The organism is Flavobacterium reichenbachii (assembly GCF_002217435.1).
GTDB lineage: Bacteria > Bacteroidota > Bacteroidia > Flavobacteriales > Flavobacteriaceae > Flavobacterium > Flavobacterium reichenbachii.
This window is the reverse complement of sequence record NZ_MUHF01000017.1, coordinates 77086-100402: the sequence shown is the minus strand read 5'-3', so window position 1 is coordinate 100402 and position 23317 is coordinate 77086. Positions and strand designations below refer to the sequence as shown.

General features: G+C 34.4%; 24 protein-coding genes. 22 read left to right on the top strand and 2 right to left on the bottom strand.

Going from position 1 to position 23317, the window contains the following annotated elements:
• Positions 1–2 precede the first annotated feature (2 nt).
• Positions 3–1349: a cytochrome ubiquinol oxidase subunit I gene (locus B0A68_RS14070; RefSeq protein WP_035680199.1), complete on the bottom strand. Its 1347-nt coding sequence runs from the start codon at positions 1347–1349 to the stop codon at positions 3–5.
• A gap of 333 nt (positions 1350–1682) precedes the next feature.
• Positions 1683–2273: an HD domain-containing protein gene (locus B0A68_RS14065; RefSeq protein WP_035680200.1), complete on the bottom strand. Its 591-nt coding sequence runs from the start codon at positions 2271–2273 to the stop codon at positions 1683–1685.
• A 202-nt stretch (positions 2274–2475) separates the two neighbouring features.
• Between B0A68_RS14065 and B0A68_RS14060 the strand changes: the two genes are divergently transcribed.
• From B0A68_RS14060 to B0A68_RS13955, 22 genes are all read left to right on the top strand, one after another.
• Entirely contained in the window at positions 2476–3894 is a 1419-nt protein-coding gene (locus tag B0A68_RS14060; protein ID WP_035680202.1) for an MBL fold metallo-hydrolase, read from the top strand.
• A 193-nt stretch (positions 3895–4087) separates the two neighbouring features.
• Positions 4088–4657, top strand: a complete 570-nt coding sequence (locus tag B0A68_RS14055) for a YeeE/YedE family protein (protein WP_035680211.1) — start codon at positions 4088–4090, stop codon at positions 4655–4657.
• Between the two features lie 10 nt (positions 4658–4667).
• Entirely contained in the window at positions 4668–5147 is a 480-nt protein-coding gene (locus B0A68_RS14050; RefSeq protein WP_035680213.1) for a DUF6691 family protein, read from the top strand.
• A 452-nt stretch (positions 5148–5599) separates the two neighbouring features.
• Positions 5600–6376: an alpha/beta hydrolase family protein gene (locus B0A68_RS14045; protein ID WP_035680215.1), complete on the top strand. Its 777-nt coding sequence runs from the start codon at positions 5600–5602 to the stop codon at positions 6374–6376.
• A gap of 121 nt (positions 6377–6497) precedes the next feature.
• Positions 6498–8075, top strand: a complete 1578-nt coding sequence (locus tag B0A68_RS14040) for a glycerol-3-phosphate dehydrogenase/oxidase (protein WP_035680218.1) — start codon at positions 6498–6500, stop codon at positions 8073–8075.
• Positions 8076–8361: 286 nt separating this feature from the next.
• A complete protein-coding gene (locus B0A68_RS14035) occupies positions 8362–8823 on the top strand; it encodes a MarR family winged helix-turn-helix transcriptional regulator (protein ID WP_035680222.1) in 462 nt (153 codons plus the stop codon).
• A 4-nt stretch (positions 8824–8827) separates the two neighbouring features.
• The gene (locus tag B0A68_RS14030) at positions 8828–9460 is read left to right on the top strand and encodes an NAD(P)H-dependent oxidoreductase (RefSeq protein WP_035680225.1); all 633 of its coding nucleotides are present in this window, start codon (positions 8828–8830) and stop codon (positions 9458–9460) included.
• Between the two features lie 31 nt (positions 9461–9491).
• Positions 9492–10058 carry a YceI family protein gene (locus tag B0A68_RS14025; protein WP_035680227.1) on the top strand — a complete coding sequence of 189 codons (567 nt, stop codon included), beginning with the start codon at positions 9492–9494 and terminating at the stop codon, positions 10056–10058.
• A 204-nt stretch (positions 10059–10262) separates the two neighbouring features.
• Positions 10263–11543, top strand: a complete 1281-nt coding sequence (locus B0A68_RS14020; protein ID WP_035687626.1) for a hypothetical protein — start codon at positions 10263–10265, stop codon at positions 11541–11543.
• A 304-nt stretch (positions 11544–11847) separates the two neighbouring features.
• A complete protein-coding gene (locus B0A68_RS14015; RefSeq protein WP_035680229.1) occupies positions 11848–13248 on the top strand; it encodes an anthranilate synthase component I family protein in 1401 nt (466 codons plus the stop codon).
• 84 nt (positions 13249–13332) lie between these two features.
• The gene (locus B0A68_RS14010; RefSeq protein WP_035680233.1) at positions 13333–13899 is read left to right on the top strand and encodes an anthranilate synthase component II; all 567 of its coding nucleotides are present in this window, start codon (positions 13333–13335) and stop codon (positions 13897–13899) included.
• 77 nt (positions 13900–13976) lie between these two features.
• Positions 13977–14384 (top strand): GNAT family N-acetyltransferase, encoded by a 408-nt coding sequence (locus tag B0A68_RS14005; protein WP_035680237.1) that lies wholly within the window; start codon positions 13977–13979, stop codon positions 14382–14384.
• A gap of 87 nt (positions 14385–14471) precedes the next feature.
• Entirely contained in the window at positions 14472–15464 is a 993-nt protein-coding gene (gene trpD, locus B0A68_RS14000) for an anthranilate phosphoribosyltransferase (RefSeq protein WP_035680240.1), read from the top strand.
• 90 nt (positions 15465–15554) lie between these two features.
• Positions 15555–16334: an indole-3-glycerol phosphate synthase TrpC gene (trpC, locus tag B0A68_RS13995; protein ID WP_035680241.1), complete on the top strand. Its 780-nt coding sequence runs from the start codon at positions 15555–15557 to the stop codon at positions 16332–16334.
• Positions 16335–16497: 163 nt separating this feature from the next.
• Positions 16498–17130, top strand: coding sequence for a phosphoribosylanthranilate isomerase (locus B0A68_RS13990; RefSeq protein ID WP_035680245.1), 633 nt, complete (start codon positions 16498–16500; stop codon positions 17128–17130).
• Positions 17131–17140: 10 nt separating this feature from the next.
• Complete coding sequence (gene trpB, locus B0A68_RS13985; protein WP_035687628.1) at positions 17141–18322, top strand: tryptophan synthase subunit beta; 1182 nt, start codon at positions 17141–17143, stop codon at positions 18320–18322.
• Positions 18323–18470: 148 nt separating this feature from the next.
• Positions 18471–18788, top strand: a complete 318-nt coding sequence (locus tag B0A68_RS13980) for a gamma-glutamylcyclotransferase family protein (RefSeq protein WP_035680249.1) — start codon at positions 18471–18473, stop codon at positions 18786–18788.
• A gap of 14 nt (positions 18789–18802) precedes the next feature.
• Entirely contained in the window at positions 18803–19540 is a 738-nt protein-coding gene (locus tag B0A68_RS13975) for a carbon-nitrogen hydrolase family protein (protein ID WP_035687631.1), read from the top strand.
• Between the two features lie 111 nt (positions 19541–19651).
• Complete coding sequence (trpA, locus tag B0A68_RS13970; protein WP_035680252.1) at positions 19652–20413, top strand: tryptophan synthase subunit alpha; 762 nt, start codon at positions 19652–19654, stop codon at positions 20411–20413.
• A 7-nt stretch (positions 20414–20420) separates the two neighbouring features.
• On the top strand, positions 20421–21140 hold the full coding sequence (locus tag B0A68_RS13965; RefSeq protein ID WP_035680256.1) for a hypothetical protein: 720 nt from the start codon (positions 20421–20423) through the stop codon (positions 21138–21140).
• A 225-nt stretch (positions 21141–21365) separates the two neighbouring features.
• Entirely contained in the window at positions 21366–21995 is a 630-nt protein-coding gene (locus tag B0A68_RS13960; RefSeq protein ID WP_035680259.1) for a TetR family transcriptional regulator, read from the top strand.
• Positions 21985–23307, top strand: a complete 1323-nt coding sequence (locus tag B0A68_RS13955; protein WP_035680263.1) for a TolC family protein — start codon at positions 21985–21987, stop codon at positions 23305–23307. The genes B0A68_RS13960 and B0A68_RS13955 overlap by 11 nt, the downstream gene beginning before the upstream one ends.
• The last annotated feature ends 10 nt before the right edge of the window (positions 23308–23317 follow it).

Sequence of the window (23317 nt, the reverse complement as noted above, 5' to 3'; positions counted from 1 at the left end):
ATTTATATTTTTTCTGTTGAAAGTTCCACATGATGAGGCCCTTTATTGATAATTTTCCCAATCAAAAGCAAAAACAACATTCCGAGTAAAAGGTATAAACCAATAAAACCCAGCAAAGTAAACAAGGTATTTCCCGAAGAAACTGTTGGCGAAGCTCCTGCAGAAGTTCGCATTAAATTGTAAACAAGCCAAGGCTGTCTTCCCAGTTCTGCCGTGTACCAGCCCGTTGTATTGGCGATATACGGAAAAGGCATCATAAACATGAGCGACCATAAAATCCATTTGGTTTGGAATAATTTCCCTCTTATCAACTGAAAAAGAGACAGGACCATTAAGCCTATAAATACCGTTCCGAGTCCGACCATAATATGATAGGCATAATACAATCCGGAGATATTTGTCGGATGCAGATCTTCTTCAAACTGATCTAAACCTTTAATTTCCTGGTCCCAATTTCCGTAAGTCAGGAAACTCAAAATATTTGGAACCGCAATTTTATTATCTAGTTTTTTGTCTTTTACATCGGGCTGCCCGATTAAGACAATTTCAGAACCTTTTTTCTCGGTATGAAAAATTCCTTCCATTCCGGCAAATGTTACAGGCTGGTATTTTACAACATTTTTAGCCAGTAAATCGCCTGTCGGAACTGCAACGATAACACTCGAAATTAAACCAAAGATTACTCCTGTTTTTAGAAACAATTTCCCAAAAGCAACATTCTTCTGACTTAAAATATAAAAAGCTCCAATTCCGGCAACAACAAAAGAACTTGTAACCAGAGAAGCTGCCTGATTGTGTAAAAACGAAGGCCAAAGCCAAGGATTAAGGAATAAAGCCTGAAAATTGGTCAGCACAAATTTTCCGTTTTCAAGGATTTCATACCCAACCGGATTCTGCATCCAGGAATGTGTCGCAATAATTAAAAAACCGCTGGCCCATGAACCTATACAGATTAATAATCCGGTAACAAAATGCAATTTGTGACCAAGGAGTTTTTCTCCAAATAAAAATATTCCGAGAAAAGAAGATTCGAGAAAGAAAGAAAACATACCTTCCATTGCCAGCGTCTGCCCAATAATTCCTCCTGTTAATTCGGAGAATTTTGCCCAATTGGTTCCAAACTGAAACTCCATCGGAATTCCGGTTACAACGCCCATCGCAAAATTCAGGGCAAAAATTTTCATCCAGAAATGGGTAGCGTGATTGTATTGTTCGTCGTTAGTTTTTAAGTATTTCCACTTGAAGTACACAATAATGAGCGAGAGACCCATTGTAAGCTGTGGAAAAAGATAATGAAAAGTAATGGTGAAGGCAAATTGCATTCGGTCATAAAAGAGCATTTCTTCCATAAGGTGGTATTTGTTTTATGAAGTTCCACAAATTTAACCATTACAACCCGAATTCATGTCCTTAAAAAAAAGTTTATCGACTGATATTTGTTAAACTTTTCAACACAAGCAACTTTGTCAAAGTTTGAAACTTTGACAAAGTTTACGTATGAAATTTAAACACACAGAAACATAGATTTTTTTCTTTATTAAAGAAGATAAAAGAAACTAGTTTCCACACATAGCCGTGTGTATTTAAACATAGCCCGCGGTTTCAAACGCGGGATACGGATCGAAAAACAGATCGGGATTTTACATTACGTCCCACGATTGAAATCGCGGGCTATGTTTGATCTATTTTTTTAGAATCCCCTTTTCAATACTTTCATTAATCAAACCTTCAGCGTAATTCCATAAAGTTGCCGAACCATTTTTTATAACGCTTTTTTTCTCGTAGACCTTTTCATACTTCACATCAAACTCTTTCCAGGTTCCACCGTTGTTAGAAGTATTTTGAAGCAACGGTTCTAATCTGTCCATCGATTTTGCAAATTTTGCTTCGTTGGTTTCTCCTGCTTCAAATTCTTCCCAAACAGCAATAAATTCTTCAGCTTGTTTTTGAGGCAGTAGACCAAAAATTCTATTCGCTGCTATTCGCTCTTCATCAGAATTCAAATGATTTTTTAAGGTGTCATACATAAAAACATCTCCAGAATCAATTTCTACGATATCATGAATTAAAACCATTTTTACAACTTTCAGAATATCAATTGGCGCATCTGAATGTTCTGCCAAAACAATTGCCATTAAAGCCAGATGCCAGCTGTGTTCTGCATCATTTTCATTTCTGTCGCTGTTAAAAAGCTTTGTTTTTCGCTGAATGTATTTTACTTTATCAATCTCTTTTATAAAAGCAATTTGATTTAATAAGTCTTGTGTGTTCATTTTTATTTTGTTTTGAAATGACATTCGTCATATACAAAATTAGAAGTTAAAGCTTAATTGCTCCACTTTAAATTAATTTATATCTATATATATGGCAAAATCTATATTTTTTTACACAAAAACCTAATTTCTGTAACATTAGTCACCCATTTTAATCAAAAACAAAGCTACCTTTGTAACCCATCATTTTACAATACCTATTATGAAAATAGAACAAATTTACACCGGATGTCTCGCGCAAGGTGCATATTATATCACTTCAAATGGCGAAGCGGCCATTATTGATCCGCTTAGAGAAATTCAGCCTTATCTTGATCGTTTAGAACGCGATACTGTTAAATTAAAATATATTTTTGAAACGCATTTCCACGCTGATTTCGTTTCTGGGCACGTAGATTTAAGCAAAGAAACCGGAGCGCCAATTGTTTACGGACCCAATGCTGCCTGCGAATTTGACTGTATTTCTGCAAAAGACGGACAGGAATTTAAAATTGGAAATATCACAATAAAAGTACTGCACACTCCTGGACATACTATGGAAAGTACTACTTTTTTATTGATTGATGAAAACGGAAAAGATCACGCCATTTTCTCTGGAGATACTTTATTTATTGGCGATGTCGGACGTCCTGATTTAGCTCAAAAAGCAGCCGGAATGACACAAGATCAATTGGCTGGAATTTTATATCATTCACTTAGAGATAAGATTATGACTCTGGCAGATGATGTAGTTGTTTATCCTGCGCACGGTGCAGGAAGCGCATGCGGAAAAAACATGAGCAAAGAAACAGTTTCGACTATCGGAAATCAGAAAGCTACAAATTACGCTTTACGTGCTAATATGACAGAAGCTGAATTTATAGAAGAAGTTACAGATGGTCTACTGCCTCCTCCAGCCTACTTTAGCATGAACGTAGCCATGAACAAACAAGGTTATGAAAGTTTTGAAACGGTTTTGCATAACGGAATGAAAACAATAAAAGCAGCAGAATTTGAAGCCGCTGCAGAAGAAACCGACGCTTTGATTCTTGACACAAGAAGTGCTGCCGATTTTAGCAAAGGATTTATTCCGCAATCAATTAATATCGGAATAAACGGTGATTTTGCGCCGTGGGTTGGAACTTTGATTGCCAATGTAAAACAACCTATTATATTAGTTACGGAAAATGGTCTTGAAGAAGAAACTGTAACCCGCTTAAGCCGTGTTGGTTTCGATTCTATTATCGGACACCTGGAAGGCGGCTTTGAAGCTTGGCAAAAAGCAGGTTTTGAAACGGATACTGTAAATAGAATTACAGCAGACCAATTTGCAAATGATTTTAAATTTGGCGAAGATAAAGTTGTAGATATTCGCAAAGAAACAGAATACGAAGCAGAACATATTGATAATGCTTACAGCAAACCATTGGCGTATATTAATGACTGGGTAAAAGATATTAACCCAAATGAGCATTTTTATCTGCATTGTGCAGGAGGTTATCGCAGTATGATTGCCGCTTCGATTTTGCAGGCTCGCGGTTTCAGAAATTTTTCTGAAGTTGAAGGTGGTTTTGGAGCAATTGCAAAAACTAATATTCCAAAATCAGATTTTGTTTGTCAAAGCAAGGTTTTAAAAGCATAAATTTTCACCATATAAGTAATATAAGTTCATTTAATTTTTGACTTATATTTACTTCTATTGAAGTTGAACATAGAAATATAAGTTTTTCATCATTTATAATATATAAGATTAGAAGTTAGCATTTTATCACAAAAACTAAAATAAACTTATATTACTTATATGGTGAAAAAAAAACTTAATCTTTAAATCATATATGAGCTTACTAGAAATTATTAAAGAACCATGGCCTTGGTATGTTGCAGGTCCGCTGATCGGATTAACAGTTCCAATTTTATTAATTATCGGAAACAAATCTTTCGGAATCAGTTCGTCATTGCGACATATTTGCGCAATGTGTATTCCGGCAAATATTCCGTTTTTTAAATACGATTGGAAAAAAGAAAGCTGGAATTTATTTTTTGTTTTCGGAATATTTCTTGGCGGTGTAATCGCTGCATACTTTTTATCAAATCCAAATGCAGTTACAATTGCTCCCGAATTATCAGAGCAATTAGCGGGTTACGGAATTACAGATCACACTGGTTTAGTACCTTCACAGCTATTTTCGTGGGAAAGTTTATTTACACTTCGCGGCTTTATTATGATTGTAGTCGGCGGGTTTTTAGTAGGTTTCGGAACGCGTTATGCGGGCGGATGCACCAGCGGACACGCGATTATGGGATTATCAAATCTGCAATGGCCATCATTAGTAGCAACAATTTGCTTTATGATTGGCGGTTTTGTTATGGCACTTTTAATTTTGCCTTATATTCTTTCACTTTAAAATTTCAAAAATGAATAATTTAGAAAATAAAAATACCGATACAGAAAGAATTAATGCGAGCCAGATAAAAGATTCAGGATTCTCAAACCTTAAATATTTAATCGTAGGCCTATTTTTCGGAATCGTATTCGTAAAAGCAGAAATCATCAGCTGGTTCCGCATTCAGGAAATGTTCAATCTCCAGTCGTTTTTTATGTATGGCGTAATCGGAAGTGCCGTTGCAGTTGGTGTAATCTCCGTATTTCTGATAAAAAAATTCAATATCAAAACCCTGCAAGGCGAGAAAATAGAAATCCAGCCTAAAACGTTCAGCAAAGGACAAATCTATGGGGGCTTAATGTTTGGTTTTGGATGGGCAATTACCGGAGCTTGTCCTGGTCCGCTTTTTGCGCAAATTGGTACAGGCGCAACCGTAATTGTTGTAACTTTATTAAGTGCCATTGCCGGAACGTGGTTTTATGGATTAATTAAGGATAAACTTCCTCATTAATATTTGTTTCAAGATTTTTTGTTTCAAGTTTTTTTGTTTCAGGTTTCAGGTTCAAGTTGCTCGACAAACTTAATACGAGACTTTAGCAAAATACAAATCATATCAAACCCGACAGGTTTTAAAAATCTGTCGGGTTTCTGGTATACTGTGTTCGCGTGAGGGATAGAACTAAGCTACCGAAGTAGCAGTGAAAGCCCGACAGCATCACGATAAGAGGGCGTATAAGCGCAAAGTATTTTTGCCCTCTTATCGGGATGGTGGCACGCCCTGGTAATAAAAATTTACATTCTCTCAAAACCAATTATCTTACCCAACTGAAACTTAAATATTTCTTTATCAAATCTTTAGAATCTTTGTTAAAGATTTATTTTAAAATTTAAAAAATTAAGCTCAAAGTCTAATGTATCTCCTTAGATTTATATGATTTATTTCATAAAACAAATCATCAAAAAATGAACAAAATAGTTTCTCAAATTTTATTTCTATTCCTTTTAATAAGCTGTTCTGGACTTCAGAAAACTAACACACAAGTATCCAATACTACTTTCGACGTGAAGATTGATAGTGTAGAATTGTTTGACAAATCGAGAAATCGTAAAATCCCGGCTGCTTTATATTATGCAAAAACAGATCAGAAAATAAAAAACCAGCAAATAATAATTTTCAGCCATGGATATGGGGAAAATAAAGGCGGGGATAATAAAATCTATTCTTACTTAACCGAAAATTTAGCTTCAAAAGGATATTATGTTATAAGTATTCAGCATGAATTACCAACTGATGATCTGCTTGCTATGGAGGGCGATCTTAAGGTTACAAGAATGCCAAATTGGGAAAGAGGTGTTGAAAACATTTTATTTGTCTTGAATGAATTCAAAAAAACAAATCCTGACTTAGATTTCAAACATTTAGCATTAATTGGCCATTCAAATGGCGGTGACATGACTGCCTTATTTGCAACCAAATATCCTGATTTGGTAAACAAGATTATAACAATGGACAACAGAAGAATGCCGCTTCCGAGAGTTCATAAACCTAAAATATATAGTTTGCGTTCTATTAATTATAATGCAGATGAAGGCGTACTGCCCAACCAAAAGGAACAGGAAAAATATGGAATAACAGTTCAATATACATTAATAAAGCATAGTGACATGGATAATGATGCCACAAGTGAGGAGCGAAAAGTATTGATTAATTCGATTGAAAAATATTTAAAAGAAAAATAATAGGTACGTTTATAAACTTTGAAAGTTTAAACAAAATAATACCTCAAAAGAAACTTCTTCACCTAAATCTAATTTCCTTTTGTTAAGTTTGCTTTTAAACAAATAAGCCTCAAAATACCATATGAAACGTTCTGAACAGCTATCTCAACTACAAAATACCGAAAAATGGGACGTTATAATAATTGGCGGAGGAGCAAGCGGTCTGGGAACGGCACTCGATGCTGCAAGTCGAGGTTATAAAACCATATTGCTTGAAGCAGTAGATTTTGCAAAAGGAACTTCGAGCAGAAGTACAAAATTAGTTCATGGCGGCGTACGTTATTTAGAACAGGGAAATATTCATTTGGTTCGAGAAGCATTAAAGGAAAGAGGATTATTAGCAAAAAATGCAGGACATTTAGTCAAAAACCAATCATTCGTCATTCCAAACTACAATTGGTGGAGCGGTTATTTTTATACTTTCGGATTAAAGATTTACGATTTATTGTCTGGTCGACTCAGTTTAGGGAGTTCCAAATATATTTCAAAGAAAAAAACTATTGAAATGCTTCCTAATGTAGAACAAAACGGCTTAGTCAACGGCGTTATCTATCAAGATGGACAATTTGACGATTCTCGTCTGGCGATTAATATTGCGCAGACCGCTATAGAAAATGGAGCCTGTCTTTTAAACTACGCAAAAGTGGTTAATTTAATAAAAGATGATAAAAACCAAATTACCGGCGTTGAGATACAAGATCAGGAAACTGGAAATAAATATAACATAAAAGGTGCGGCGATTATAAATGCTACAGGTGTTTTTACAAACGCTATAATGAAACTAAACGACAACGTTTATAAAAAATATATAGTGCCGAGTCAGGGAATTCATTTGGTTTTTGACAAATCTTTCCTTGTTGGCGAAAATGCCCTGATGATTCCGAAAACAAAAGACGGGAGGGTTTTATTTGCTGTGCCGTGGCATAATCGTATTGTAGTAGGAACAACCGATACTTTAATAAAAAAACAAAGTCTAGAACCAATTGCTTTAGAAAGCGAAATTCAATTTGTGTTAGAAACGGCACAACTTTTCCTGTCAAAAAAACCAACAAGAGCAGATGTATTGTCGGTTTTTGCAGGTTTACGTCCGTTAGCAGCACCAAAAGAAGAAGGTAAAAGCACTAAAGAAGTTTCCAGAAGTCATAAAATTATAGTTTCAGAAACAGGACTAATAACGATCACCGGGGGAAAATGGACTACGTACCGAAAGATAGCAGAAGATATTATTGACAAAGCGATCAAAACAGGCAAATTGCCACACAAAGCGTGTCGTACAGAACATCTTCCCATTTATGGAAATAAAACCACTACAAATCTTGACAGAGAAAACCATTTATATATATATGGTTCTGATATTTCAAAAATCACCCAGCTGCAGGAAAACGAACCAGAATTAAAAGAAAAACTACATCCTGATCACGAATTTACATTAGCAGAAGTTGTTTGGGCTATTCGCTTCGAAATGGCACGAACAGTGGATGATATTCTGGCAAGACGCGTTCGTTTATTATTTCTGGACGCCAGAGCTGCAATTGAGGTTTCGGAGAAAACAGCCAGAATAATTGCCAGAGAATTGGGTCATAATGATGCATGGGTAGCGCAGGAAATTATAAATTTTAGAGAAATTTCTAAAGGTTTTCTGCTTTCTGAATATCAATAAACCATAAAATTTAAGTAAATATCAAAATCTTATTTTTAATCATCTTACAAAATTTATTTTTAAAGGCAGTCAGCGACCTTAATCTTTTTCAATTTAAACAAAAGGTTAAACAACAAAATATCAATACATTATAACCTAAAAATTGATTATTTTTATAGCATTAAAAATTTTAATTTTATTCTTGCTAATTCCTATCCACACGTATTAACAAAAATTTAACAAAACACTTGTATATACAACTATTAAAAGATATACATTTGTATATACAAATTATACACTTACGACTATGACAATTGAAGAGGTTATTAAGAGTACAGTTAAGATGGATAATGCGAAAAAAGTTATTCTAAACATTATGTACACACAAAATGTAATTCAGGATAATTTTAGCGAATTGATGAAGCCGTATGATTTATCTGGAGAACAATATAATGTGCTGCGCATATTAAGAGGACAAAAAGGAAATCCTGCTAATATGTGTGTGATACAAGAACGTATGTTAGCAAAAACAAGTAACACAACGCGATTAGTTGATAAATTATTACTGAAAGAATTCGTTACCAGAAATGTCTGTCCTGACAATCGTCGAAAAATAGAAGTTCTAATTACGCAAAAAGGATTAGATGTCTTAAACGAATTAGATCCAAAAGTAGATGCACATGAGCGTTTATTTGCAGAAAATATAACTCCAGAAGAGTTAGAATTATTAAACAAATTGTTAGAAAAATACCGAACCCAACAAAATTAATATTATGAGCACATTTTTAGAAGGTCAAAATTGGAGATATGCAGCAAAAAAATATGATGCAGCAAAAAAAATCTCTGATGCTGATTTAAAAACTTTAAAAGAAGCCGTTAGATTAAGCGCTTCTTCATACGGATTACAGCCATATAAAGTGGTTATTGTAGAAAATCCTGAATTAAGAGAACAATTAAAAGGCGCTGCTTACGGGCAGACTCAAATTACAGATGCTTCTCACCTGTTTATTTTTGCAAGCGATGTTACTCTTGACGCATCTTCTGTTGATCAATACATCAACAACATCAGCGAAACCAGAAACGTTCCTGCAGAAGCTCTGGGAGGTTTCAGCGATATGATGAAAAATGTAGTGGGTAATTTATCCAGCGATGCAAAAAACATCTGGACTGCAAAACAAACTTACATCGCTTTAGGAAACTTATTAGGAGCAGCTGCCGAATTAAAAATCGACGCTACACCAATGGAAGGTTTTAATGCAGCAGCTTTCAACGAAATTTTAGGTTTCGATAAGTTAGGTCTAAACGCGGTTGTTATCGCAGCGGTGGGTTACAGACATGATGAGGACGACGCTCAGCACCACAAAAAAGTTAGAAAATCTCACGAAGAATTATTTATCACTCTATAATTATTATTAATCCAAAATCAATTTTAACAACATGAAAAATTTAAAAACAATTGCAATAGCATTATTCGTAGCAGCGGCTAGTATTTCAGTAAATGCTCAAACTAAAAAAATCGACGTAAAAGCATCTACTATTAAATGGGTAGGTAAAAAAGTAACTGGAGAGCACTCTGGAACTGTAAACTTCAAAGACGGAGCGGTAGTTTTCAAAGGAAAAAAATTAACTGGAGGAAGCTTTACAGTTGATATGACTTCATTAACTGCAACAGATTTAACTGGAGAATACCAAGGAAAATTAAACGGTCACTTAAAAGCTGACGATTTCTTCGGAACTGACAAATTCCCAACTGCAAAATTAGTTTTCAAAACTATTGGTGCTAAATCAACTGACGTTTATACTGTAACTGCTGATTTAACTATCAAAGGAATCACTAAACCAGTAACTTTTGATATCGCTGTAGCTGGAAACACTGCAACTACTGCATTCAAAGTTGACAGAACTAAATATGATATCAAATACGGTTCAGGTAATTTCTTCGAAGGTTTAGGAGATAAAACTATCAACGACGAATTTGAATTAGCTGTAGCTTTAAAATTCTAATATTAGCGACTTACGAGTTCATATATTCAAGAAACCCCAATAGTTTACACTATTGGGGTTTCTTTTTTGCGAAGTTTTCAAAAAAATAACGTTCTTAATATTTACATAACACTTTGGTAATATCGATCAGGGGTTTGATTAACATATGGCTTTTAATTTTGAGGTAAATAAAAAATGTCAAAAACTAGAAATCAAATTATAGTTATGAAAACAAAAGCAAAACTTGTCATTATTACTCTTATCAGCACTTTTTTTCTTCAGGCACAGCAACAATCAAAAGGAATTATTGGAACTAATAACTGGATGAACAACTGGACCAATTTTAAGCCTGCAGCGAACGAATATAACGAAGCAACCAATATAATTGCCGGAACAATCGAAAAGGATACCAAACTACTTAAACGCAATACGTACCAATTGGTTGGTGTAGTATACGTTACAAACAATGCAACTTTGACTATAGAGCCGGGAACTGTAATTCGCGGAGACGACAAAACCTGCGGTACGCTCGTTATTACTAATGGAGCAAAAATTGTAGCCGAAGGAATAGAAACTGATCCAATTGTTTTTACTTCTAATAAAGAAAAAACAGAAAGAAAACCTGGCGACTGGGGCGGTATTATTATTTTAGGAAAAGCTCCTATAAATACTCTTGGAGGTCTGAATACGCTGCCTTTTGATTTGGAACCTTTATTAAATCATTATGGAGGACAAGATGCAGAAGATAATTCTGGAATATTAAAATATATTCGAATTGAATATGCGGGCAGAAAACTAAGCGCTCAGAAAGAGCTTAACGGACTTTCTTTGGCTGGCGTGGGAAGAAAAACAACTGTAAATAATATTCAGATCAGTTTCTCTAATGATGATTCTTTTGAGTGTTATGGCGGAGATTTGAACATGAGCAATTTAATTTCGTACAGAACTACAGATGATGATTTCGATTTTACACAAGGTGCTCAGATCAACTTGAGCAACAGTATTGCGATTCGCCATCCTTTTTCGTCTGATGTTTCGGGATCAAGATGTTTTGAAGTAGACTCTTATGAAAAGATTGCAAATACTGATATGAGCAAAAAAATGACCAAAATAAATGCAAGCAATATTACCCTTGTTAATCTGGAAGAAAACAATCAAGGTTTAGTTAGAGAATCTGTTTATGTAAAAGAAAATACATTCTTTAATTTAAGTAACAGCGTTGTTTCAGGATTTACACCTTTTGTTTTATTAGAAGGTAACATCACAAATGCAGAAGCTAATTTATCAAAAATTACTTTCAAAAATATGATTGTTAACAATTGTGTGGGCGAAATAACAAGTGAATCTGCAAGCAATGATCCAAGCTTTAAAAAATGGTACAGCAATTCGGATTTTGGTATCCAATACACTAAAATGAAAAACGTTGAATTGTTTACAACGCCTAATATCAAAGGGAATCCAGACTTTAGACTAAATGTAAACAATACAATTGCAATTGGAAATTAGGCATTAAAAAAAGTATTTTTCTTTCTACAATTTAACAAAATTATATATTTTGAAAATTTTTTTTTGAGATTTTATGTATTCTAATTCAATTTACATTTATATCTTTGTCACAATAAAAAAAGAAATGAACACAATTTTAAACAATACTTGGTGGTGGAGCAATTTACGTCAGACGTCGTGAACAAAGCTTCCTATGGTATTGTAAAAAAACTATAAATATAAAAAGGCTTGTCATCACGACAAGCCTTTTTTTTTGGTTCAAAGCGAAACACAAAAAATATATAAAAATTAAAATCTATATACATTGAAACCTTTTATACTCAACACACACTACAAACAAATTCTGGCAGACACAATTACGCCGGTAAGTATTTATTTTAAAATAAGAGATAAATTCCCTAATAGTTTATTATTAGAAAGTAGTGATTATCACGGAAATGACAACAGTTTCTCGTACGTTTGCTGCAATCCGATTGCAACAATAAAAATCGAAAATGAAGTTATTTCTAAGACTTTCCCAGACGGAACAACGGAACAAACAAAAATCGATTCTTCGACCAATATTCCAGAAGTGATTCAGGAATTTTCAAGTCAGTTTAAATCGGAGAAAAACGATTTCAAATTCATCAATAATGGCTTATTTGGATACATTTCTTATGATGCCGTTCGTTATTTTGAGAAAGTTTCGATTGCCAAAAAAGACGATACAACTTCGATTCCGGATGTCTTTTATGCAGTTTATCAAAACATTATTGCAATCAATCACTTTAAAAACGAAGCGTATATTTTTTGCCACAGTGTTGACGGAAGAAACAATATTTCTGAAATCGAGCAATTATTACAATCCAGAAATATTGCCTTGTATAAATTTACCAAAGAAGGCGAAGGTTTCTCAAATCTAACCGATGAGGAGTTTAAACACAATGTGGCATTAGCAAAAAAACACTGTTTTAGAGGAGACGTTTTTCAATTGGTTTTATCGCGCCGTTTTACGCAAGGTTTCAAAGGTGACGAGTTCAATGTTTATCGAGCTTTACGAAGCATTAATCCTTCGCCTTACTTATTCTTTTTTGATTATGGCGACTTTAAAATATTTGGATCTTCGCCTGAAGCACAAATTATCGTAAAAAACAGAAAAGCTGAAATTCACCCAATTGCAGGAACTTTTAAAAGAACTGGAAATGACGAACGTGACGCGCTGTTAGCCAAAGAACTTTCTGAGGATAAAAAAGAAAACAGCGAACACGTAATGCTGGTCGATTTGGCCAGAAATGATTTAAGCAGAAACGGTCACAACGTAAATGTAGAGAAATACAGAGAAGTTCAGTTTTTCTCTCACGTTATTCACTTAGTCTCAAAAGTTACAGGACATTTACACGATAAAGCGACTACGATGCAGGTTGTTGCAGATACTTTTCCGGCGGGAACTCTAAGCGGCGCACCAAAACACAGAGCGATGCAGTTAATTGAAGACTACGAAAAAACAAATCGTAATTTTTACGGCGGAGCAATTGGCGTTATGGATTTTGATGGAAACTTTAACCATGCCATTATGATTCGAACTTTCCTTTCTAAAAATCATCAGCTGCACTGCCAAGCCGGCGCCGGAATCGTAGCAAGTTCTGACGAAGAGAGCGAAATGCAGGAAGTTTACAATAAATTAAGAGCGTTGAATACGGCCTTGGAAATGGCGGAAAAAATATAGTTAAAATTTTAATTTCAAGTTTTAGGTTTCAAGTTGTTGGAACGTGAAACCAAAAAAACTTGAAACCTGAAACAAAAATAAAAAATGAAAAAAATATTAGTTATAGACAATTACGATAGTTTCACTTATAATTTGGTGCACTATTTAGAAGATTTAAACTGTGAAGTTACCGTTTACAGAAATGACGAATTCGAAATTGATGAAATCGCTTCTTTTGATAAAATATTACTTTCGCCAGGACCTGGAGTTCCAGATGAGGCAGGTTTACTAAAGGCCGTAATCGAAAAATACAGTCCGACAAAAAGTATTCTTGGCGTTTGTTTGGGACAACAAGCGATTGGTGAAGTTTTCGGCGGGACGCTTTCAAACCTTGACAAAGTATATCACGGCGTTGCTACAAACGTAAAAACAGTGGTTTCGGACGAAATGCTGTTTGAAGGTTTAGGAAATGAATTTGAAGTGGGAAGATATCATTCTTGGGTTGTGGACAGCAATTTACCAGATGTTTTAGAAGCGACTTCAGTAGATGAAAATGGGCAAATTATGTCACTAAGACACAAAACATTTGATGTAAGAGGCGTACAATTTCATCCGGAAAGTGTTTTGACTCCAAAAGGAAAAAGGATTTTAGAGAATTGGATTAGAAGTTAGTTACTTTTTGTTTCAAGTTTCAGGTTTCAAGTTGTTGGAACCTGAAACTTGAAACTTGAAACAAAAAAACAATATCAATGGAAATTACACTTTCAGAAACCAGAAAAATCAATATTGAAGACATTCTAACTTTATACAAAGCAAATGAATGGAGTTCGGCTAATAAGCCAAATGAATTGTATAATGGCCTTTTAAACTCCGAAACCTTAATAACTGCCTGGGAGGGGAAAAAGTTAGTTGGGCTCGGAAATGCAATTTCTGATGGATTCTTAACTGTTTATTATCCACATTTATTAGTGCTTCCAGATTATCAGGGAAAAGGAATTGGGAAGTTAATTGTCGATAAAATGCAGGAGAAATACAGTCACTTTCATATGCAAATGCTAACCGCAGACGGAAAATCAGTCGACTTTTATAAAAAAAACGGATTTGAACGCGCCGGGAAAACAGAACCTATGTGGATTTATCAAGGGAATGAACACTAAAAAAGTTTCAGGTTTCAAGTTCTAAGTTTCAAGTTTGCACAAAACCTGAAACCTGAAACGTGAAACAAAAAAACTAAAAATAAAAAAATGAAAACAATATTAAACAAACTAATCAATCACGAAGTGCTTTCAAAAGAAGAAGCCAAAAACGTATTGATTAATATTTCAAGCGGTCAATACAATCCTAGTCAGATTTCGGCATTTTTGACCGTATTTATGATGCGAAGCATTACAATTGACGAACTTTCCGGCTTTCGCGAAGCTTTACTAGAATTATGTATTCGCGTTGATTTATCAGCTTACAACACTATCGATTTGTGTGGAACGGGCGGTGACGGAAAAGATACTTTCAATATCTCAACCTTAGCTTCTTTTGTTTCGGCTGGAGCCGGAATAAAAGTTGCAAAACACGGAAATTATGGTGTTTCATCTATTTCTGGGTCGAGTAATGTTATGGAGAAAATGGGAATTAAATTCAGCAATGATGCTTCATTTTTAGAAAAATGCATCGATCATGCTGGAATTTGCATTTTGCACGCTCCCCTATTTCATCCGGCAATGAAAAATGTCGGCCCAATCAGAAAAGAATTAGCAGTAAAAACATTCTTCAATATGCTGGGACCAATGGTAAATCCATCGTTTCCACAAAACCAATTGGTTGGTGTTTTTAATTTAGAATTGGCCAGAATGTATGCCTATTTATATCAAAACACCAATATCAATTTTACCATTTTACATTCGCTTGACGGATATGACGAAATCTCTTTAACCGGTCCAACCAAAACGATAACGTCACACATGGAAGGAATGTTAAATCCGGAAGATTTTGGAGTTCGCCTCTTATCTCAAACCGAAATTGAAGGTGGAAAAACCATCGAAGAATCGGCAGAAATCTTCATCAATATTCTTTCCGGAAAAGGAACAGAAGCACAGAACAATGTCGTTTTAGCCAATGCTGCAATGGCAATTGCAACGGTTACAAAATGCTCTCCATTAGAAGGATTTGAATTGGCAAAAGAGAGTTTGTTGTCTGGAAAGGGATTAGAATCATTGAATAAATTGAAAGATTTAAGTAAGTAAAAAATAGTTTCACGTTTTCTTTGTTTCAGGTTTCAAATTGTTGGAACGTAACCTGAAACTTGAAACCTGAAACCTGAAACAAACAAAAACATGAACATCTTAGATAAAATAATATTTGACAAACAAAGGGAAGTCGTTCTCAAAAAATCGATCATTCCGGTTACGCAATTGGAAAGTTCAGTGTTTTTTGGAAGAGAAACGATTTCTTTAAGTCAAAAACTCCGAACAAGCTCAACAGGAATAATTGCAGAACACAAACGTCGTTCTCCATCAAAATCGGTTATCAATCACAATTTTACAGTTGAAGAAGTAGTAAAAGGGTATGAAAATGCTGGTGCCTGCGGAATTTCAGTTTTAACAGACGGAAAGTATTTTGGAGGTTCTTTAGATGATTTACTTTTAGCAAGAGCGAGTGTAAATATTCCGCTTTTACGAAAAGAATTCATAGTTGATGAATACCAAATATTAGAAGCCAAAGCACACGGAGCCGATTTGATTTTGCTAATTGCAGCAGTTTTAACTCGTGAAGAAATTAAATCATTATCTGAATTTGCTAAAAAATTAGGTCTAGAAGTTTTACTGGAAGTCCACAATCAGGAAGAATTAGAGAAATCGATTATGCCGAGTTTAGATATGATTGGCGTGAACAACAGAAACCTAAAAACGTTTGAAGTAAGTCTGGATTTCAGCAAACAACTGGCATCGCAGATTCCGGACGATTTTGTAAAAGTATCCGAAAGCGGTATTTCATCAATTGAAGCTATTCAAGAACTAAAACCTTACGGTTACAAAGGTTTTTTAATCGGAGAAAACTTCATGAAAACCGACAACGCCGGACAAGCAGCTATTGACTTTATTAGTCAGCTGTAATTTAAAGTTTGCCACGAATTTCACAAATTGGCACGAATTGAATTAGTGAAAATTCGCGAAATTAGTGGCAAAAAAATAAACACAAAACTTTGCGGACTTTGCGTTTTTAAGCACAATCAAAATAAAAAACTTAGCGCCTTTGCGGTAAAAAAACACAATAACAATGAAACTCAAAATATGCGGCATGAAACATCCGGAAAACATACTCGAAGTAGGTGCACTCCTGCCCGATTATATGGGATTTATTTTCTGGGAAAAATCCGCTCGATATTTTAACGGAACCATTCCGGAACTTATAGGAACAATTAAAAAAACAGGTGTTTTTGTCAATCAGAGTCTGGAAGAAATTGTTGAAAAAGTAAAAACATACGATTTGCAAGCCGTTCAGCTTCATGGAAATGAATCTGTAGAATTTTTATCAGAATTAAAAAAACAACTGCCAAAGAAAATCGAAATCATAAAAGTATTTTCTGCTGACGAAGATTTTGATTTTAATGTTATAAAGCCTTTTGAATCAGTTTGCGATTATTTCCTTTTTGATACCAAAGGAAAATTACCCGGCGGTAACGGAACCACTTTTGACTGGAAAATATTAAAAAAATACAATTCGGATAAACCCTTCTTTTTAAGTGGCGGCATCGGAATAAATGAATTAAAAGCACTAGAAGAAATTTCAAAAAGCAATTTACCTATTTATGCTGTCGATATAAATAGTAAATTTGAAATCGAACCTGGGCTTAAAAACAAAAACCTATTAACTAATTTCAAACGAAAATTTGAAATTGCAAACTTTTAAATTTCAAAAAATGAATTTTAACGTAGACGAAAAAGGATATTACGGAGAATTTGGAGGAGCTTATATCCCAGAAATGCTGTATCCGAATGTAGAAGAATTACGTCAGCAATATTTAAAAATCATAGCTGAACCAGATTTTAAAGCAGAGTTTAACCAATTACTAAAAGATTACGTTGGCAGACCAAGTCCGCTTTATTTTGCCAGCCGATTATCAGAAAAATACAATACAAAAGTTTATTTAAAACGAGAAGACTTAAATCATACCGGAGCACATAAAGTAAACAATACTATTGGCCAGATTTTAGTTGCCAAACGTTTGGGTAAAAAAAGAATTATTGCCGAAACGGGCGCGGGACAGCACGGTGTGGCAACAGCTACAGTTTGTGCCTTAATGGGCATAGAATGTATCGTCTATATGGGCGAAATTGACATTGCACGCCAGGCCCCAAACGTAGCTCGTATGAAGATGCTTGGTGCAGAAGTTCGTCCGGCGCTTTCTGGTTCAAGAACTTTAAAAGATGCTACAAACGAAGCCATTCGGGACTGGATCAACAATCCGGTAGATACTCATTATATTATTGGCTCTGCTATTGGACCACATCCTTATCCGGATATGGTAACGCGTTTTCAAAGCATAATTTCCGAAGAAATAAAATGGCAGTTAAAAGAAAAAGAAGGACGCGAAAATCCTGATTATGTAGTAGCTTGCATCGGCGGAGGAAGCAACGCAGCAGGAACGTATTATCACTTTTTGCACGAGCCGGAAGTTGGAATTATCGCTGTTGAAGCTGCAGGAAAAGGTGTCGACAGCGGTCATAGTGCAGCAACGAGCAAATTAGGAAAAGTGGGCGTGATTCACGGCTGCAAAACCCTTTTAATGCAAACACCAGACGGACAAATTACAGAACCTTACTCTATTTCTGCCGGATTAGATTATCCTGGAGTTGGCCCGATGCACGCGCATTTGGCACAAACAGGGCGAGGCGAATTTTTTTCTGTAACCGATGATGATGCCATGAACGCAGGATTACAATTGACAAAATTAGAAGGAATTATACCCGCAATAGAAAGTGCTCACGCTTTTGCAGTGTTAGATCAAAAAAAGTTCAAGCCTACAGATATTGTTGTCATCAGCCTTTCTGGACGCGGCGATAAAGATTTAGATAATTATATTGAGTATTTTAAATTATAATAAAAGTATAATTTGGGCGTTCCCCAAGGGTCGGGCTGTCTGCTATATTCCCGATTAACAAAAACTACGGCTAAAAAGCCTTGTTTTTCTAAATCGCGAGATACCGCTCCCATCCCTAACGCAGCAATAACGAGAAAAATAATAATTTATGGAACAGTTATTTTCATACGGAACATTACGATCAAAAGAAGTTCAAATGCGACTTTTCAATAAAATCTTAACAGGAAAACAAGATCAGCTTCTTGGCCACAAACTAAAAAGCCTGCAGATAGAAGAAGAATTTGGAATGGCAGATTACGTAGTAGTAGTTCCCAGCGATGATCTTTCGGACACTATACATGGTGTTGTTTTTACTATTTCAAATACAGATTTGGCAAAAGTAGATGTATTCGAATCCAATTCGTATAAAAGAGTTCGTGTTGTACTAAAGTCTGGAATAGAGGCTTGGATTTATATGGAAAATTAATTCTAAATAAAAAAATGATTCTCGCTGCAGCACAAACAAAACCAACCCGAGGAAATATCGAAGCTAATTTATTAGACCATTATCGTCTTATAAAATTGGCCGCAAATAACGGCGCGCAGTTAATTGCTTTTCCTGAACTATCAATTACGGGGTATGAAAGAGAAAATGCAGCAGATTTAGCTTTTACAAAAGACGATTCAAGAATAAATGGTTTAAGACAATTGGCAGTCGAATATAATATTATTATTGCGGCAGGCGCTCCAATTCAGACAGAATCAGAATTGTTTATTGGCGAATTTATACTTTATCCAGACCAATCCATTTCAGTTTACACCAAACAGTTTTTACATCAAGGCGAAGATGAATTCTTTCAATCTTCTTTTGATTATAATCCGATGGTTAAAATTGAAAATCAAAAAATATCGTTTGCCATTTGTGCCGATATTGATAATCCGCTTCATCCGGAAAATGCAGCCAAAAGAGAAACTGATATTTACATCGCAAGTATATTCTTTTCTCCAAACGGAATTCCGAATGCGTATAGAGATTTGCAAAGTTATGCTGAGAAACATCAAATGAATGTTTTGATGTCTAATTTTAGCGGCGAATCCTGGGGTTATCCTTCTGGAGGAAAAAGTGCTTTTTGGAATAATAAAGGCGAATTAATAGACCAAATGAACGATTCTGATTCGGGATTATTATTGGTCGAAAATCAAAATAATAATTGGACAAGCCAGATTATTATCGATTAACATTACGCAACTCCGGAAGCTTCCGGATAAAACCTTGCAGGTGTAAATAGATTACTAAAAATAACATACCTAACAGGTTTTAAAAACCTTTTAGGATAAAAAGATATTAAAATGAACAGAATAACTCAAAAATTACAAGAAGATAAAAAGATACTTTCAATCTATTTTTCTGCAGGATATCCAAGTTTAAATGATACCGTTCAGATTATTCAGGATTTAGAAAAAAACGGTGTTGATTTAATTGAAATCGGGCTTCCCTTCAGCGATCCTTTGGCCGATGGTCCGACCATTCAGGCAAGTTCTACAACAGCGCTTCAAAACGGAATGACGACTCAAATTCTTTTTGATCAGCTGCAGAACATTCGCGAAAGCGTAAAAATTCCGTTGATTATTATGGGATATTTTAATCCGATGCTGCAATACGGTGTTGAAGCTTTTTGTGCAAAATGTGCCGAAATTGGCATCGATGGTTTAATTATTCCGGATCTTCCCGTGGATGTTTATGCAGACGAATACAAAGCGATTTTCGAAAAATACGGATTAATAAATGTATTTCTGATTACGCCACAGACATCAGACGAACGTATCCGTTTTATCGACAGTGTTTCAAACGGATTTATCTATATGGTAAGCTCGGCAAGTGTTACGGGTTCTCAGTCTGGTTTTGGAAATGTTCAAGAAGATTATTTTGAGAGAATCTCCAATATGAATTTGAAAAATCCACAGATTATTGGTTTCGGAATTTCGAATAAAGAAACTTTTACTCAGGCAACAAAATTTGCTAAAGGCGCTATTATCGGAAGTGCTTTTATTAAACATTTGAGTGAAAACGGCAGTGAAAAAATTGAGGAATTTGTTGGAGAAATTCGATAATTAAAAGATGAAACTTTTTAAATCTTTATTATATTCTTTTATTGTCTTAATTTTCATAAGCTGTGACAGGAGTTGGCATTTATCTGAGTTATATATCCAAAAGATAGAAAATTCTTCAAAAGTCATCTATAAATATGATGCTTGGGGAGGTCGAGATTCTCATATTTTTGGTTATGCTATTCTAGATTCAACAGATGTGTTTGATATCGATAATGTCAAACCATTACCTTTTCAATATTTTGAAAACATTCCAACGAAACGAAATATTTCCGGCGTTATTTGTGAAAAACTTGACGACAAAAAAGCTTCAAACAAAATCTTTATGCCTCTAGAAATTAAAGATAATAAAGAACAGGGAATTAAAATCAAAACTAAAATTTTTCAAAACGAAGGTTTTGTAAGTAGAAATCAAGGTTATAAAAGATATCAATTTGAAACTTTTAAAGAATCTAAAGACAGTCTCTTCTTTTATAATTTAAATGATGTAGAAAGTCTGGAACCAGAACATTTAGATGTTTTAAAATTTAAAAAAACAAATATTTACATCAGAACCAAAAGTCAAAATCTTATTTCTAACATATCAATTGAAGATTTAAAATTATCACCAAAAAATGAGATTATTTCAAATATTAGATATGATTTAACTCCTCAGAATAAAACTGATATCAGGAATTTTTCTAATGTGGGAATTTTCAAAGAGGTTAAAATAAGGAGAAAGATTGAGTAGATCTATCTAAACTTAAACTGATAATCAAAGAAATTATTGGAGAGATCCGATAAACATATGCGATGACAAAACAAAATAGCAAAGCTGAAATACTAAGTGTTTCAGCTTTTTTTATTTCTCAAAATCAACTACACCGTTTTATGTTAATATTACGTTAAAATAAAATTAAACAAGTGTTTAAATTAAACAAGTGTTTAATTTTGTATTCGATTTCAAAATAATACCATGTCACAGATCGAATTAAACGATAAAAAAATTAAAATTCTGGAAGTTGCAGAAAAACTTTTTTCTGACAAAGGATTTGAAGGAACATCTATACGAGACATCTCAAAAGAGGCGAAAATTAATATTGCCATGGTTTCGTACTATTTTGGTTCTAAAGAAAAACTTCTTGAATCTTTAATTATTTATAAAACTGCTGATTTAAAATTCCAAATCGAAAGTTTACAGCACGAAAATCTGGAACCTCTTGATAAAGTAAATAAATTGGTCGAAATTTATATTAACCGAATTAATTGTAACAGAGGAATTTTCAGAGTTTTACACTTCGAACTTTCTTCTAAAAAAAGAGAAGACAGCCAGGCAGTTTTTACAGAACTAAAAAAAGGAAATCTGAAATCTCTGGAAACTATTATTAAGGACGGCCAATCTAAAGGCATTTTTAGAAAAGATGTAATAATCCCGTTGATCACGCCTACGATTATGGGAACTTATTTTCACTTTCACATGAATAAACCCTTTTTTCAGGAAATATTAAATTTAAATACCGAATCGTTGTACAACGATTATATTAAAAACAGTCTCACAAAGCACATTCAACAAACTATAAAAGCGCTACTTGTTTATGAAAATTAGTCAATTAATGCTCTTTGGAGTTTTCTTTATCGGAATCTCTTCAATAGAAGCACAAGAAAAAACAAGTTTAACCTTAGATGAAGCCGTAAAAATGGCTTGGGAAAAGAGTAACGAAGTTACGCTTGCCAATACTAAGGTAAACTCAAAGAAATACGAACTTCAAACGGTTAAAAATAACCAATATCCGGATCTTAAAATTCAAGGTCAATACCAACGCTTAGGGAAAGCTTCAATCGACATGCATAATGACGAGGCAAACGCAGAACCAACAGCTTCTCCGGATCGCGCTATGTTTGGTATGGCAAATTTAAGCCTTCCTATTTTCTCCGGATTTAAAATTCAAAGCAGTATTGATGCTTATGACAATCTTTACGAAGCTGAAACAGCAAATGCAGCAAAAACTAAAGAAGATGTTGCACTTCGTGTAATTACTTATTACACTGCTTTGTATAAAGCTCAAAAAACATTAGATCTTTTAAACGAAAATCAGAAACAAGCAAAACAGCGTGTAACGGATTTTACGGAATTAGAGAAAAACGGAATTATTCCGAGAAATGATTTATTGAAAGCGCAGTTGTTGGTTTCTAAAACGCAATTATCTATTGATGAAGCCAATAATAATATTAACAACATTAATTTTTATCTCGTAACTTTATTAAAACTTGATCCGAGTGTAAAAATTGAAGTTAATGAAGGTAATTTCTTTAGTTTAAAAACTACCAATGCACCAACATCTGATGCTTTGGCACTGGAAAGCAGAAAAGACTTAGAAGCAATTCGTTTCCAGCAAAAAGCCAGTGAGGCAAATATTAGAGTGGCAAAAGCAGGATATTATCCTTCGCTTGCTCTGTTGGGTGGCTACACAGCGTTGGACCTAAAAGATTTTATTACAGTTAAGTATGCAATGAATTTTGGAGTAGGGTTGTCTTATGATTTATCTGGTATTATAAAAAACAATGCTCATGTGCGTGAGGCAGAAAGCAGAGCTTTGGAAGTTAAAAATACAGAAGCTATCATGACAGATCGCATTAAGGTTGAAGTTCAGAAATCTATCGAGGATTATGATCTTGCAATCAATCAAAGTGTGGTTTACGACGAAGCATTACAACAGGCTGCAGAAAACTACAGACTTGTAAAAGACAAATTTGACAATGGTTTGTCTGATACAAATGATTTAGTTGAAGCAGATGTAGAACATCTTAATGCCAAAATAAATACCGCTTTGTCTAAAGCAGCCATTATTCAAAAATATTACGAATTACTTTCAGTATCAGGACAATTATCACAATCATTCAATCTTTCTAAAATATAATCTTTAGCTC